Consider the following 16,173-nt stretch of genomic DNA (forward strand, 5'->3'; position numbering starts at 1 on the left):
TATAATTTAGGGATCGGCCTGCTGATATTTATGAGATAATCTATGTATGCATGGCAGCTTTACGAGAAAAGCGCCGACCTAGCGAGGGTGATTGGAGCTTCAATTCCAGTTGTTTTTTCTTCATTTTTCGCTAAATTGTGAGCATGGTTGCATGCTTTAGCATTATAACAACCAAATCTATACATTTTCTGAACATAATAGTTCTTAAGCCTTATCGTTTTTTTGGAAGTTGCCGATAGGAGTATGTAGAAGGTAATGACGCGGCCTAAGCAAAATAATAGGACTATTTTTACACGGATGTGGGAGTGAAGCCGGTGAAGGTGTTTTTAATAGATGATGAAAGACTGGCCCTTGTTCAATTAGAGAGAATGCTTCGCCAAACGACCGAGGTAACGTCAATGGTTTCGTTTCAAGATCCGATGCAGGCCGTGGAGCAAGCTGCCGCGCTGCAGCCGGACATTATTTTTCTGGACATTCATATGCCCGAAATTACTGGATTGCAGGCAGCGGAGCTGCTCTCCGAGGTTTGTCCGCTTGCGGATGTTGTATTTGTGACCGCTCATGATGAATATGCGGTACAAGCGTTTGAGCTAAATGCGGTGGATTATGTATTGAAGCCGGTTCAGACTTCTCGGCTGCAGAAAACGATGGAGAGGCTGATCACGAGAAGAAGCTTGCCGGCAGCGTCAGAAACGGCGACCGAGCACACGCAAAAAATTAATTGCTTCAAAACATTAAAGTTCCAATCCTCAGGGCAGTCTCCTGAGCTGCCGAAATGGCGTACGGCTAAGGCGCAGGAGCTTTTTGCTTATATGCTGCACCACAGGGGGCAGATATTACACAAGTCGACGCTTCTAGAGATATTTTATCCGGAGATGGATTTGAAACGGGCCATGACTCAGCTCTATACCACCATTTATCAGGTCAGACAATGCATCCAGAAAATGAATATGAATATTACGATTCAAAACTCCAGCATTCAAGAGGGGTATATTCTCGATATCGGCCATGTCATGCTGGACATCGAGCAATGGGAGAAGGAGCTTGATAAGCTGAACGGTCCCATTTCCGCACAATTCGATCGTGTCTTGCATCTGCTGGCAGAGTATGAGGGAGATTATCTTCAGGATTACGGCTATATTTGGGCTGAGAATGAGAGAGAGCGCTTGCGTCAGCTGTGGCTGAACCTTGCAAGGCGGCTAGCAAGCTATTATTTAGAAGAAGCGAGCAGCCCGATCGATGCGCTGCAAATCTATGAAAGAATGCAATCGATTGATCCTTATAATGAGTCTGATGCGCTAATCGTGATGAGGTTATATGACGAGCTGGGCTACTACGACAAGGTGACGGCTCATTACGAGCGGCTTTCTCAATCGATAGAGAAGGAGCTGGGATTAGCGGTCCCGCGACAGGTGAATTCATGGTATGTGCAATGGAATGAGAAGAGAATGAGCGAGGAACGGTTGCAGTAATCGAGCTAGACAATAGGGCGGCATAGTTTGGAGAAGCTGGATGTTCATTGCTTTAATGGTTATCGCCGTCAGCGGAACGGCGGTACTAAACGTATACGGAGCGAGCCGGGCCAAGGTACAACCGCACAAATGAAAATACCTCAGCACGAGTCTTGAATAGACGGTGCTGAGGTATTTTTTTGTATGGGGATGATTGCGCGGCAGGAAAGATAACGGTATAATATACGGGAACAAACATTCTTATTTTTATAAACACTGATGAAATGAAATTCCTATAATTGACTATAATGATAAGAGTATTCGGAATGACGGGGGTGGATGGTAAGCGTGAGTGAACTTGTAAAGGAAACGAAGCTGTTTAAAATACAGTCGGATTATACGCCGCAGGGCGACCAGCCGAAAGCGATCGAGCAGCTGTTAGAAGGAATTAAGGCGGGCAAGAGGCATCAGACGCTGCTCGGCGCAACCGGTACGGGCAAAACATACACGATAGCAAATATGGTGGAGAAGCTGAATCGGCCAACGCTCGTCATTGCTCATAACAAGACGCTGGCCGCACAGCTGTGCAGCGAATTCAAAGCGTTTTTCCCGGATAATGCAGTGGAATATTTTGTGAGCTATTATGATTACTACCAGCCGGAAGCCTACATCCCTTCAACCGATACTTTTATCGAGAAGGACTCAAGCATCAACGATGAGATCGATAAGCTGCGGCATTCGGCGACAAGCTCGCTGTTTGAACGCCGTGACGTTATTATCGTTGCGAGCGTCTCTTGCATATACGGCCTCGGATCGCCGACGGAATATGGAGGGCTGGTGTTCTCGCTGCGTGTGGGTATGGAGAAGTCCCGCGATACGATATTGCATAAGCTGGTCGATATTCAATACCAACGCAACGATATTAGCTTTACGCGGGGAACGTTCCGCGTTCGCGGCGATATCGTTGAGATTTTCCCCGTAGCCAACAATGAGCGTGCCATTCGCGTGGAGCTCTTCGGCGACGAGATCGAGCGAATCTCGGAAATTGATGTGCTGACCGGCGAGATTATCGGCGAACGCGAACATATTGCTATTTTCCCGGCTTCTCACTTCGTTACGCAGGAGGAGACGATGAAGGCAGCGCTTGTTAACATTGAGCGTGAGCTGGAGGAACGGCTTGCCGAGCTGCGCGAGGCAGGCAAGCTGCTTGAAGCGCAGAGGCTGGAGCAGCGGACGCGCTACGATATGGAAATGATGGCGGAGATGGGCTTTTGCTCCGGCATTGAGAACTACTCGGGACCGCTTACGTTCAGGGAGCGAGGAGCTACGCCGTATACGCTGCTCGATTATTTCCCTGACGATATGGTTATCGTCATCGATGAATCACATGTCTCGCTGCCGCAAATCAGAGCGATGTACAATGGTGACCGCGCGCGTAAGGAGATGCTGGTCAATCACGGCTTCCGGCTTCCTTCGGCGATGGATAACCGGCCGCTCCGCTTTGAAGAATTTGAAGCGAAGGCGAAGCAGCTCGTTTATGTATCGGCTACGCCAGGCCCATATGAGATCGAGCATACCGACAAAATGATCGAGCAGATCATCAGGCCTACCGGCCTAATCGATCCGATCATCGACGTTCGTCCGACGAAAGGACAAATCGATGACCTGCTGAACGAGATTCGCGATCGCATTGCGAAGGATGAGCGGGTTCTCGTCACAACGCTGACTAAGAAGATGTCAGAGGATCTTACCGATTATATGAAGGAGATTGGCATCAAGGTTCGCTATCTCCATTCCGATATTAAGACGCTAGAGCGGTTGGCCATTTTGCGCGACCTGAGACTTGGCGTATTCCATGTCCTCATCGGCATCAATCTACTCCGGGAAGGATTGGATTTGCCGGAGGTATCGTTAGTTACGATTCTTGATGCGGATAAGGAAGGCTTCCTTCGCTCGGATCGCGCGCTTATCCAAACGATTGGGCGGGCGGCCCGCAACAGCGAAGGCCGAGTCATTATGTACGGCGACAAAATAACCGATTCGATGGACCGAGCGATAAAAGAAACCGAACGGCGGCGTACGATTCAGCTTGCTTACAATGAGAAGCATGGCGTAACACCGCAAACGATTCGCAAAAAAGTGCATGACGTAATTGAAGCAACTAAGGTAGCGGAGCAGAAAGCAGATTATTTGACCGAAGCCGGCGTTGGCAAGATGAACAAGAAGGACCGTTTGGCGCTAGTTCAAAGACTGGAAGCGGATATGAAGGACGCAGCGAAAAATTTGCAGTTCGAACGTGCAGCAGAGCTGAGGGATGCGCTGCTTGAGCTGCGCGCAGAGATGGGTTAAGTAGGAGGAGAAACGATTGGCTAGCGATAAAATTGTTATTAAGGGCGCTCGCGCCCACAATCTTAAAAACATTGACGTCACCATACCGCGCGACAAATTTGTCGTTCTGACAGGTCTAAGCGGATCTGGCAAATCCTCGCTCGCATTCGATACGATTTATGCGGAAGGACAGCGCCGTTATGTGGAATCCTTATCTGCCTATGCGCGTCAATTTCTTGGACAAATGGAAAAGCCGGATGTCGACTCCATAGACGGGTTATCACCGGCTATTTCCATCGATCAGAAGACGACTAGCCGCAACCCGCGTTCTACAGTGGGCACGGTTACTGAAATTTATGACTATTTGCGGCTTTTGTTTGCTCGTATCGGCAAGCCGCATTGTCCAGAGCACGGCATCGAAATTACATCGCAAACGGTCGAGCAGATGGTCGACCGGATTATGGAATATCCCGAGAAGACGAAGCTTCAAATTTTGGCTCCGCTCATTTCGGGACGCAAAGGCGAGCATACCAAGCTGCTGGCAGATATTCAGAAGCAAGGCTTCGTCCGCGTCCGTGTAAACGGAGAGCTGCGCGAGCTTAGCGAGAAGATTGAGCTGGAGAAAAACAAAAAGCATAGCATTGAAGTCGTTGTCGACCGTATTGTGGTCAAGTCGGATATTCAGACTAGGCTGGCGGATTCTCTGGAAACGGCGCTTAAGCTGTCCGAGGGACGCGTGCTCGTAGATATTATCGATCAAGAGGAGCTGCTCTTCAGCTCCAACCTTGCTTGTCCGGAATGTGGATTCAGCATCGAAGAGCTGGAGCCGCGGATGTTTTCCTTCAACAGCCCATATGGCGCTTGCCCAGATTGTGACGGTTTAGGCGTAAAAATGATCGTCGATCCAGAATTGCTGGTACCGGATACGACCAAATCGGTTGAGGATGCGGCTTTCTTAGCTTGGGCAGGCAGTACGTCCAACTATTATCCGCAGTTTCTGAGCGCGGTTTGCGTACATTACGGCATTCCGCAAAACGTGCCGGTATCGGAGCTTGAGCCAGAGCAGATGAAGAAGCTGCTTTTTGGAACAGGCGGAGAGCGCGTTCGTTTCTTATATGAAAATGATTTCGGCCACCGGAAAGAAGCATATGTTCCGTTTGAAGGGATCGTCCACAACCTTGAGCGCCGCTATCGCGATACGGCATCGGATATGATGCGCGAGCATATTGAGAACTACATGAGTGCCAAGCCATGTGCAGGCTGCAAGGGACAGCGGCTTCGCAAGGAAAGCTTGGCGGTAACGATCAACGCGCAAAATGTGTCGCAAGTGACTTCGTTCTCCATCGGTGATGCACAGCGTTACTTCGAGTCGCTTGAGCTGACGAAGAAGGAGCTCGCCATTGCGAGCCTCATTTTAAAAGAAATTAATAGCCGTCTCGGCTTTCTTGTCAATGTCGGGCTGGAGTACTTGTCGTTAAGCCGTGCAGCCGGAACACTTTCAGGCGGGGAAGCACAGCGGATTCGACTCGCAACCCAAATCGGCTCCAGCTTGATGGGCGTGCTCTATATATTGGACGAGCCGAGCATCGGCTTGCATCAGCGGGACAACGACCGGCTGATCGAGACGCTTGAGCATATGCGCAATCTCGGCAATACGCTGATCGTCGTCGAGCATGATGAGGATACGATGCTCGCAGCCGATTACATCATTGATATCGGGCCAGGAGCGGGCATCCATGGCGGTATGGTTATAGCCGAAGGTACACCTGCGGAAGTAATGGAGAATGAGAACTCGCTGACCGGACAATATTTAAGCGGACGCAAGTTTATCGAGGTGCCGGCTGAACGCCGCAAGACAAACGAGAAATGGTTGGAGGTTCGCGGAGCGAAGGAAAACAACCTTAGAAACGTGAATGTAAAAATACCGCTCGGCGTATTCACGGCTGTTACAGGCGTATCCGGCTCAGGCAAATCAACCTTCGTTAATGAAATTCTATACAAGACGCTAGCGCGTGATTTGAATAAAGCGAAGACTCGCCCAGGTCAGTACAAGGAGCTTCGAGGCATTGAGCATTTGGAGAAGGTCATCGATATAGATCAATCGCCAATTGGACGGACGCCAAGATCGAATCCGGCAACTTACACAGGCGTTTTTGATGATATTCGTGATTTGTATGCGAGTACGACCGAGTCGAAGGTACGCGGCTATAAGAAAGGCCGATTCAGCTTTAACGTGAAGGGCGGCCGCTGTGAGGCGTGCCGCGGCGACGGAATCATCAAGATCGAGATGCATTTCCTTCCTGACGTATACGTTCCTTGTGAGATCTGCAAGGGCAAACGCTATAATCGCGAGACGCTGGAAGTGAAGTACAAAGGAAAAAACATTGCCGAAGTGCTGGAAATGACGATTGAAGACGGCTGTTCCTTCTTCGAGAACATTCCTCGTATTCATCGTAAGGTGCAGACGCTGCTTGATGTAGGTCTTGGCTATATGAAGCTGGGTCAGCCTGCAACGACATTGTCTGGCGGCGAGGCGCAGCGGGTGAAGCTGGCGGCTGAGCTATACCGCCGCTCTACGGGCAAGACGCTTTACATTTTGGATGAACCAACAACGGGCTTGCATGTGCATGACATCGATAGATTGTTGACGGTATTGCATCGATTGGTTGATTCAGGTGAATCGGTACTCGTCATCGAGCATAACCTAGACGTCATCAAGACGGCGGATTACTTAATTGATCTAGGGCCGGAAGGCGGCAACGGCGGCGGTATGATTGTTGCGACTGGAACGCCGGAGCAGGTCATTAAGGTGGAGCAATCGTATACGGGCAAGTATTTGAAGCCGATTCTTGAGCGTGACCGTGCGCGGACCATCGCGCAGCAGAAAGAGAATCAGAAGGTAGCTGCAGCAGCAGAATAAGTAAGAATAGAAGAGAAAGCAATCTGATTTCAATCAGATTGCTTTCTCTTTTTTTTGCATATTTACAACCAATTCGAAAATCGGCTGCGATCACAAATGAACGAGTCTGTTATTGTCTGATCAAGTGTGTGAAATGATAAAAAGTAAAATATGTTCCAAAATACAAAGATCTAATTCTTATGAGCATCGGTTTTTTTTTCTAAAATGAAGCTTATACAGAAAGTTTGAAGGAGGAGCTTCATGAAACAGAGAAAAACGTTGATCCAGCTCAGTATGGGCGCTAGAGAGGAAATAGCAGGCTACTTATTTGTCGCTCCTTTAATGATCGGGCTCGTTGTGCTTACGCTAATTCCCGTTCTAGGATCATTATTGCTAAGCTTTACGAATTGGAATTTTGTCGCTGGTGTGGGTGCAATTAAATTTGCAGGATTAGATAACTTTGTCCGATTATTTCATGATGGTGTCTTCATGAAAAGCTTATTAAACAACCTTATTTTTATCATTACGGTACCTATTACGATCATACTCGCATTGGTGCTGGCGATCATTATTGATAAGCATGTTTATTTAAAGGATATGTTCAAAGTCGTCTATTTCCTGCCCTACATTTCTAGTGTGGTTGCTGTAGCGATGGTGTGGCAAGTACTCTTTCACCCCTCGCATGGGCCTGTTAACAATTTCTTGATTTCAATCGGGATAGACAACCCGCCAAAATGGCTGGCGGATATCGATTATGCGATGCCATCGCTCATGATGATTCAAATCTGGATACTGCTCGGCTATAACATTATTATTTTCATTGCCGGCTTGCAGGGAATTCCGAAGGATTTGTATGAAGCAGCTGATATTGACGGAGCGAATGTATGGACCAAGTTTCTAAAAATTACGGTGCCCTGCATATCGCCGACGACCTTCTTCCTGCTCGTAACCGGGATCATCGGGACGTTCAAAATCTTTGATTTGATCCAAGTGCTCACACAGGGCGGACCGGCCAATTCGACGACCGTTATCGTATATGAACTATATGATACGGCATTCAATCAATTGAAGACGGGCTACGCATCGAGTATGGCTCTTGTTCTCTTTGTTATTTGCCTAGCGATTACGGGCTTGCAAATGCTCGCACAAAAAAAATGGGTGAACTATTAATTCGGAAAGGAGGCATAGCTAATGAAAAACGTGAGTGTATCAAAAATAATATGGACAATCCTAATGGCAGCGGCGGGCATGATATCGTTGCTCCCGTTTTTATGGATGCTAACCACCTCCTTCAAACCGGAGGCAGATGTATTTAATTTTCCGATTGAATGGATTCCGTCGAAGTGGCATCTGATCGAAAACTACAAGCAGGTGTGGACAGGAGGATTTTTTAAATATTATCTCAACTCCATCTACATTACATTGACGACAACATTCATAAATGTTTTCGTATGCGCTCTGGCTGCATTCGGTTTCTCTAAATTACGGTTCCGCGGCAGAGATACGATGTTTCTGCTTGTGCTTGCCTTGTACATGGTACCGCCGCAAGCGTCGCTTGTACCGCAATTTCTATTGTTTAACTGGTTGAATCTCATTGATACGCATATTGGCCTTATACTTATCAATAGCTTCAGCATTATTGGAGCATTTATGCTCAGACAATTTTTTATGGGCGTGAACAATGAATTTATGGAGTCGGCACGTATGGACGGCGCAGGACATTTCCGCTCCTTCTTTCAAATTGCGCTTCCGCTCATTCGCCCAGGTCTAGCAACCTATGCAATTCTGCGTTTCATATGGACGTGGAATGACTACCAATATCCGCTTATCTTTTTGAAGTCGAAGGAGCTATTCACGATTCAGCTTGGCATCAGGCTGTTTGGCGACCAGTACGGAGATATTTACTCGCTTATGATGGCGGGTGCTGTATCGGCAATCGTTCCGCTGCTTATTATTTTTGCGCTTGGCCAAAAGCAGGTTATCGAAGGGATCTCGCTTGGCGGTGTAAAAGGGTAACAAAGTCAAAATTGTTTCTCTTCAGTAAAATTTGAGAACTTCGAATACGATTTGTACGTGGTAGGATTTGATTGTAGACGTATTCAAAACTAGACGGGTCATAAATATTAGGAGGGTTACGATGAAAAAGAGATTATCGACGATGTTAGTGGGCTTGGCTGTATTCGCAACGGCTTGCTCCGGGGGCAGCAATGGCGGGACTCCGAACAGCACTGCGACAAACGCTACGAATGCTACGAATGCTCCTAAAGAGACAGCGGCAGAGCAAGTAACGTTGAAGCTAAGCACATGGCAAACGGATGGTAAAGCGAAGTGGACCGAAATCATTTCCGTATTTGAAGAAAAACACCCGAATATTAAAGTAGAGCTTGACCTGCTCAATGAAAAAGGCGACTCCGTTGCTTCTATGCAAAAATTGGACCTAATGGCGGCATCCAATGACCAGCTTGATATCATCGAGCTGCCTTATACGAACTATTCGCAGCGTGCTAATATTGGCTTGCTTGAGCCTTTGGATAGCTATATTGAGAAGGACGGTTATAAATACGAGGACGAATATTTGGTAGACACGAAGGTTAACGACAAAATTTATGCTTTGCCTTCTTCCATGCAGCGCTGGTTCGTGCTCTTGAACAAGGAGATGCTAGACGAGGCAGGCTTGCCGGTTCCGAAGGACTGGACGTGGAACGAGTTCATGGAATATGCGCAAAAGCTCACTAAGGGCGAAGGAACAACGAAGCGTTATGGCGCGTATTTGCATAACTGGCCGGACTACTTCCAATTGCAAATGATGAGTAAACCAACCGACAATACATTCCTGAAAGCGGACGGTACATCCAATGCAGCTGATCCGGTGTTTAAATCGAATTTGGAAATGATGAAAAAAATGATGTACGAAGATAAAAGCGCCAATATGTACGAGGACATTATTTCGCAAAAGCTCGCTTACCGTAACCAATATTTCAACGGTCTAGCTGCTATGCTGCCAATGGGAGACTGGATGGTAGCTGAATCCGGAGGCACGGATGCGATTCCAGCTAATTTCGTAACCGCATTCGCCCCACTTCCAAAATTGGACGGAGAAAGCAAGCATTACTCGCCAGTACAGCCGACTTATATGGGCGTAGCTGCAAAATCAAAAAACAAAGAAGCGGCCTATACGTTTGTAAGATGGTATACCTCTGAAGGTCTAAGCATCAGCGGACGCGTATTCTCCGGCTGGGCGAAGTCCGATTCCAGCAAGCTTATTGATACGATTGTAGCTGCAGCTAAGGACCCTTCGAAAATTGATGTGGAGTCGCTGAAATATACGATGAGCACGACAGTTCCAGGAACTGCGCCTGTACCTGCAAAATATGCCGATGAAGCTAAAAATACGGTTATCCCTGAAGCGGAATTGTACATTTTAGGGAAGCAGGACGTGGACACCACGATCGCCAATATTGATAAAAATATCGCTGAGGTTGTTAAGAACAACGGGAACTAATCTTGTGTCGAATTGAAATTGATCTTTCATAATAAAGGGCTTACAATGTTGTGGGACAGGAGGAGCACCAATTTCTGTCCCTATTCTATTCAGATATGAGGCCTGCACTCGTGTTAACTCGACAAGATTCGCTGCGGAAGAAATTAGTGTGGTCAGCATTGATTTGTTTTGTCATACCGCTCGCCGTTATTTATTTAGTTACGAATTATTTTACGAGAGATATTATTTTGGAAAAAGTGGTATTGAACGCAGAAGACTCGCTTAAAGTCGCTAAATCCGAAATAAACAGCGTCTTTGAGCAAACCTTGAATCTATCCAATTTTGTATTGATGAATAACGAAATCCGTCAAATGCTTATGGTCAATAAGGCTGAATTAGCCTTGCCGCAGCAGAAGCAAGAATATGCGGTCAATTTCAGCAAGCTATCGCGGATTTTGGACGATCTTTTTATCCAAAAGGATGATTTTCAGGTCACGATATTAGGGGTGAAAGAACCCTTCTATACGAACTATTCGCATAGCGACCTAAACCCGAGATTATGGTATGAGAAAAGCTGGTTTCCGCATTTAAATGAGCTGCCGATGTTCTCATCCTATTGGCTGGGAGAGCACGTCCAATCGGCGAAGACGAAGACCGCCTACGTTACGATGGGACGACCGATCAAACGGACGGCTAGCATTCCTATCGGCTACATGATCGTTAATGTGAATGAACGGTTGATTCGGCCCTATCTCACCACAAATGAAAATCAGGAAATGATTTTGTTAGACGCGAGCGGAGTTGTGATATCACATGATGACCCTGCCCGAATAGGGGAGAAGCTGCTATGGTGGAAGCAAGAGGGAATGGGGCGAACGATTGAAATAGAAGGCAAGAAATACATTTATGTGGAGCAGAGGCTAGAAAGCAATGATTGGCGAGTCGTCAGCCTTATTCCTTTGTCAGCAGCCATCGATAAGAACAGGCAGGTTTTGTTTATTAGCTTTATCGTTCAAGCCTTGTTTTTCTCCTTATTTTTTGGCTTATTGACGATACGGATCTCGGCATTGACGAAGCCGATTCGCGATTTAAGCGTGTTCGTAACGAAGATCGGACGCGGGCAGCTTGACGAGCGCAATGGCATTCGCGGGCATAACGAGGTCGGCCATCTGGCTAAAACGATAGATTTTATGCTAGACCGTATTCAGGAAATGTTCGAGCAAATTACGGTAGAGCAGGCAAAGAAGCGCAAAGCCGAGCTGGAAATGCTGCAAGCGCAAATTAATCCGCATTTTATGTTCAACCTGCTCAATTCGATCAGGCTCAATATATTGGTGCAAGGGGATCGGGAGAATGCGGAATTAATCAAATCGTTGTCCTCGCTGCTGCGAATGACGATTAATCGGGATAACGAGTTTATTCCTCTGCAAGAAGAGGTGGACACCGTGCTCCATTATGTGAAGCTGATGAATTTCCGCCATGCCAATCAGGTTAGGGTCGCTTATAACTTCGAGAATGGCTGCGAGCAAGCATTAGTTCCGCGCTTCATGATACAGCCATTGATTGAAAATGCGATTATTCACGGCTTTGAGCAATATGACGGCGAAATCTTTATCGAAGCCAGCAAGGAGAAAGGCGATGGACGCGAGCTGCTGCAAATAAAGGTGCGGGATAACGGCATCGGCATGACGGAGGGCAAGCTGAAGGAGCTTCAAGCAAAAAGCGAGGACGATCATGATGCGCAGGATAGCGAGAGAAAAAGTTTTTCCGGTATCGGCGTCAAAAACGTGTTTCAAAGGCTGCGCCTCGTTTATGGAGAGTCTGTTAAATCGACGATCGAAAGCGAGTCCGGTGTTGGAACGACGATAACTTTAATTTTTCCATTTGAATGTGAGAGAGCAGGTGCGCAGCGTGTTGACGGCAATTCTAGTGGATGACGATTATCCGGTCATACGTTATCTCTCACAAACGGTATTATGGCAGGAGCTCGATATTAAGCTGATCGGCTGTTATTCAAATGGCCTAGAGGCTTGGGAGGCCGCATGCCAAAATCCGCCCGACATTATTTTGACCGATATTGGCATGCCTAAGATGAGCGGGCTTGAGATGCTGGAGAAATTTTGCGAAATTAATCCGAAAGGCAGAGCTGTTGTGCTTTCCTGCCACAATGAATTTAAGTATGCGCAGCAAGCGCTGAAGCTGAATGTGAAGGATTATATATTGAAGGAAAGTTTGGATGTCGAAGAGCTGCAAGCGATCTTGAAAAATATCGTGACCGATTTGCAGGCGGAAAATAAGAAAACGACAGACATGCTCTTGTATAAGCAAAAAGAGGCGATGAATCAATCGGCGTTTAAGGAAAAGTTTCTGAAAGACACCTTGTTTCAATCGTTCTGGAAAAAAGAGACCTGGATCGAGCACGGCAGGGCCAACGGTGTTTTGCTTCATGCCAAAAGCTACATCCCGCTCGTTCTTATTATTGACCGGATGTCGACCGTAGCAAGCAATAGGAAATTAAACGATTATACGATTGCTTTCTCGGTGGAAAATGTATTGCAGGACTTATTGGATTCTTCCCGCTGGTTGACGTTCCGTTACAGCAATAAGCAGCTCGTTATTTTGTATGGCAGCGATGAGCCCGCCAAAGATCAGCAGCTCATTTATTATGCGATGCGGGAGGCTATTGCAGCTATCCAAACGTACTTAAAAATATCGGTTTCCTGTATTCAGGGAAGGGAAACGAGAGGGCCAAAAGAAATGCAAGAGGTTCTGCTGCCAATGCTGAAGCAGCCGGAGCATTGCTTTTACCTGAGGGAATCGACCGTTCATAGCTTCGAAATCGCGCCCTTTTCGAAAGAAGATATGTATACCGAGTATGCTCAGTTATTCGCGCGCATTAATCAAAGCATCGCTTTAAATGAGCCTGATGCACTGCGGAATACGATCGTGGAGTGGTCAAATGTCGTTCGAGTGAAAAAATTCCATCCTAGCGACGTGAAGGAGCTCGTGCTGCAGCTGCTCATGGACTTGCAAATGAAGACGAAGGTTACGCTCCAGTATCATCCCTTCCTATCCGGCGAGAAATTATATGATGCGGTGAACGCGATTGAAACGCTGGATCATTTGGAGGAGTGGATGATTAAGCATTTGAATGAGCTCTCCAGACGATTAAGCATCTATGCGATCAGCTCAAGACGGACGGAAGTGATCAAGGCGCAGCAATTTGTCGTAACGCATGTTACGGAAAAACTGACACTTGAGGATATGGCTCATCATTTGAACTTGAATTCCAGCTATTTTAGCCGCCTGTTCAAAAAAGAGACGAACCAAAATTTCATCGAATATGTCAATATGGTCAAGCTGCAGAAAGCAAAGGAGCTGCTTCAGCAATCTAGCAAAAGCGTTGAAGAAATTTCGGATTATTTGGGATATGCCAACAAAAGTTACTTCATTAAATTGTTCAAGCGAGAGATGGGCATGAGACCTAGCGAATATTCGGTTTGGAGCAAAGGCCATTTCGAGTAAAACGGAGAGAGCTAGAGGAATAGAGGACAAAGCAAGGTGATGGATAACGTATAAGGCGGTGAATGGTTTATGTGGCAAACAGCAATTAATGATGCGATTGGCAAAGTGAAACAAAATATTGGTAAACACCCAGGAAAGCTGCCGCATATTACAGAAGGGCAGCGTTATGAATGGGGAGAGAATGACGATTGGATAGAGGGCTTCTACATCGGCATGATGTGGCTTGCCTACGAATACAGCGATGATTCCTTCTATAAGGAAGCGGCGGAATCATACCTGCCGAACTTTAAAGACCGTCTGGATCGCCATGTAGCGCTGGATCATCATGATATCGGTTTTTTATATTCATTGTCAGCAGTGGCGCAGTGGCGTGTGACGGGAAGTGAAGAGGCGCGTTCGGTCGCTCTGCAAGCGGCAGAAAAACTTTATTCGCGCTGGCGGCCGCAGCTTGGCATTATTCAAGCATGGGGCAAGGAGGATGACCCGGAAAATGGCGGACGGATGATCATCGATTGTTTAATGAATCTTCCGCTCTTATTCTGGGCATATGAGCAGACTGGCGAGCAGAAGTATTATGATATTGCGTACAAGCATGCTTGTACAAGCCAAAAGTTTTTGGTGCGCGGAGATCGGTCGTCTTACCATACGTTTTATTTTGACCCCAAAACCGGCCATGCCCTTCGAGGCGGGACGCATCAAGGCTATGAGGATGGCTCAACTTGGACGAGAGGCCAAGCATGGGGCATTTATGGCTTCGCTCTTGCCTATCGTTATACGAAGGATGCCGCTTTTTTGGAGACGTCCAGACGGCTGGCGCATTACTTCATTGAGCATCTGCCGGAGGATCAGGTTGCATATTGGGATTTTGATGTGCCGATTGAATCGCATACACCGCGAGATAGCTCAGCATCTGCCATTGCCGCTTGCGGCCTGCTTGAATTGCTGGAGGTGCTGTCTGCGGACGATTCCGACCACGCCATATTCGAGGAGGCGCTCCAAAGCAGCATGGGGTCGTTGTTCAGCCGATATGCAACAACAGATCTGCCGGATGCGGAAGGACTGCTGCGGCACGGGTCCTATCATGTGCGCGGCGATCGTGCGCCTGATGATTATATGATTTGGGGCGATTATTATTATGTGGAAGCGCTGATTCGCATGCAGAAGGGGATTAAAGGCTACTGGTAACAATCACGGTGGGCGGCAGCTTATAGCAAAAAAGAACCTTTGAATTCATTTGGATTCGGAGGTTCTTTTTTGCGTTGGAGAGGTGGTTCATCACGTAAAGGCGTTTCCAATCTCATAATCAGCTGCAATAGCTGAAAAAGGTAAAATTTATACGACATCAGTCAAATTTATTCATTATAGCGAAGTTTGCTTTCTGTCTATAATGGTACAAAGCATAATTGTAAGTGCTTACATTTATGGAGGGAGGAAGGATGTTGTGAGAAGGAAAAGGCTTCTATTCGCTTTAGCTAGCATCCTGATTTTATTTATTGCCGGGGCATTTGGGCTTGGCGACATGCGGTCATTAGGCTCCAATGCAAACACTGCTTTTTCGATCGGCAAGTACAACGTATCGGATCGTGAATTTGAAGCTTTTTTGCAAAATAACAAGGCCTTAGCAACCAGCTATTTCAAACGCACCTATAATGCCGATTACGGCAAGAGCTTTTGGACCTCTTCCTTTAACGGCGAAAACCCGCTCGCGTATGCGAAGCAAAAAGCATTGGATGAGCTTACTAAGGTTAAGATCGAGCAAATCATCATGAAAGAGAACGGTATCGTCAGCGACATTTCCTATGAGGCGTTCTTGAAGAGATATGAGCAGGAAAATAAGGATCGAGCAAAAAAGCTCGCAAATAAGCAGCCTATCTACGGTCCCCAAAAATATGGGCTAGCGGAGTACTACTCCTATTACCATAGCATGAACGTTCAAAAGCTAATCGATAAATGGACGAAGGAAGCTCAGCGCACGCTGTCCGATGGTGAACTTAAATCCTACTATGACAAGGTGAAGGAGCCGTATTTTCATAAAGGCTATGCGTTTGATTATGAGAAAATTTCGCTCCAGAACGAAGCGGGCGAGCAGGAACAATTAATTAAGATCCGCCAAGTCTCTACTGAAAAAAATATCCCCGTTGACGAGGCAGCGGCTTTTCTTGGTGAAGAGGTAACGACCGAGCATCTGACCTTGAACCTGGATGAGACCTCGAAAGAAGACACACAATCTCAAAATCTGTACCTCCAGTTTCTCGATTTCTCGACAGGCGAGCTCAGCGAGATCGAACAATCCGACAACGAATGGTTTATGTACAGGCTTGTGTTGAAGCGGGATAAAGGGCTTGAAAAGTATGAGGAAGTAAAAAGCGCAGTCATTCAGCTTTATGTGCAAGAGCGTCTGGAAGCGGAAGTGGGCAAGCGTTTGAAAGAATCGAAGGTTCAATTGAATAAGGAGGTGTTCCACAACATTACGATCAAAACATGATTCC

10 protein-coding genes are annotated in these 16,173 nt (G+C 46.9%); all 10 read left to right on the plus strand.

Translation table 11 applies throughout. The features are described 5' to 3' along the window. Window positions 1-314: 314 nt before the first annotated feature. The 10 genes from HI950_RS36755 (at window position 315) to HI950_RS18640 (ending at window position 16,169) form a co-directional block, all read left to right on the plus strand. On the plus strand, window positions 315-1,472 hold the full coding sequence (locus HI950_RS36755; RefSeq protein WP_169084651.1) for a response regulator: 1,158 nt from the start codon (window positions 315-317) through the stop codon (window positions 1,470-1,472). A 327-nt stretch (window positions 1,473-1,799) separates the two neighbouring features. Beyond that, complete coding sequence (uvrB, locus tag HI950_RS18600; protein WP_169084653.1) at window positions 1,800-3,800, plus strand: excinuclease ABC subunit UvrB; 2,001 nt, start codon at window positions 1,800-1,802, stop codon at window positions 3,798-3,800. A gap of 16 nt (window positions 3,801-3,816) precedes the next feature. Next, window positions 3,817-6,699 carry an excinuclease ABC subunit UvrA gene (gene uvrA, locus HI950_RS18605; protein ID WP_169084655.1) on the plus strand — a complete coding sequence of 961 codons (2,883 nt, stop codon included), beginning with the start codon at window positions 3,817-3,819 and terminating at the stop codon, window positions 6,697-6,699. Window positions 6,700-6,939: 240 nt separating this feature from the next. After that, window positions 6,940-7,848, plus strand: coding sequence for a carbohydrate ABC transporter permease (locus tag HI950_RS18610; protein WP_169084657.1), 909 nt, complete (start codon window positions 6,940-6,942; stop codon window positions 7,846-7,848). A 21-nt stretch (window positions 7,849-7,869) separates the two neighbouring features. Beyond that, complete coding sequence (locus HI950_RS18615) at window positions 7,870-8,694, plus strand: carbohydrate ABC transporter permease (RefSeq protein WP_169084659.1); 825 nt, start codon at window positions 7,870-7,872, stop codon at window positions 8,692-8,694. Window positions 8,695-8,815: 121 nt separating this feature from the next. After that, on the plus strand, window positions 8,816-10,180 hold the full coding sequence (locus HI950_RS18620; protein WP_169084661.1) for an ABC transporter substrate-binding protein: 1,365 nt from the start codon (window positions 8,816-8,818) through the stop codon (window positions 10,178-10,180). Between the two features lie 110 nt (window positions 10,181-10,290). Further along, complete coding sequence (locus tag HI950_RS18625) at window positions 10,291-12,096, plus strand: cache domain-containing sensor histidine kinase (RefSeq protein WP_169084663.1); 1,806 nt, start codon at window positions 10,291-10,293, stop codon at window positions 12,094-12,096. Further along, the gene (locus HI950_RS18630; protein WP_169084665.1) at window positions 12,071-13,684 is read left to right on the plus strand and encodes a response regulator transcription factor; all 1,614 of its coding nucleotides are present in this window, start codon (window positions 12,071-12,073) and stop codon (window positions 13,682-13,684) included. Before HI950_RS18625 ends, HI950_RS18630 begins: the two co-directional genes overlap by 26 nt. A gap of 69 nt (window positions 13,685-13,753) precedes the next feature. Then, on the plus strand, window positions 13,754-14,869 hold the full coding sequence (locus HI950_RS18635) for a glycoside hydrolase family 88 protein (protein ID WP_169084667.1): 1,116 nt from the start codon (window positions 13,754-13,756) through the stop codon (window positions 14,867-14,869). A 256-nt stretch (window positions 14,870-15,125) separates the two neighbouring features. Then, window positions 15,126-16,169, plus strand: coding sequence for a peptidylprolyl isomerase (locus HI950_RS18640; protein ID WP_169084670.1), 1,044 nt, complete (start codon window positions 15,126-15,128; stop codon window positions 16,167-16,169). The last annotated feature ends 4 nt before the right edge of the window (window positions 16,170-16,173 follow it).

Source organism: Paenibacillus sp. PL91 (assembly GCF_012935325.2).
Taxonomy (GTDB): domain Bacteria; phylum Bacillota; class Bacilli; order Paenibacillales; family Paenibacillaceae; genus Pristimantibacillus.

Coding starts and splice junctions, on each gene's coding strand:
- HI950_RS18610 (WP_169084657.1), top strand. CDS start 6,940: ATGAAACAGAGAAAAACGTTGATCCAGCTCAGTATGGGCGCTAGAGAG.
- HI950_RS18615 (WP_169084659.1), top strand. CDS start 7,870: ATGAAAAACGTGAGTGTATCAAAAATAATATGGACAATCCTAATGGCA.
- HI950_RS18620 (WP_169084661.1), top strand. CDS start 8,816: ATGAAAAAGAGATTATCGACGATGTTAGTGGGCTTGGCTGTATTCGCA.
- HI950_RS18635 (WP_169084667.1), top strand. CDS start 13,754: ATGTGGCAAACAGCAATTAATGATGCGATTGGCAAAGTGAAACAAAAT.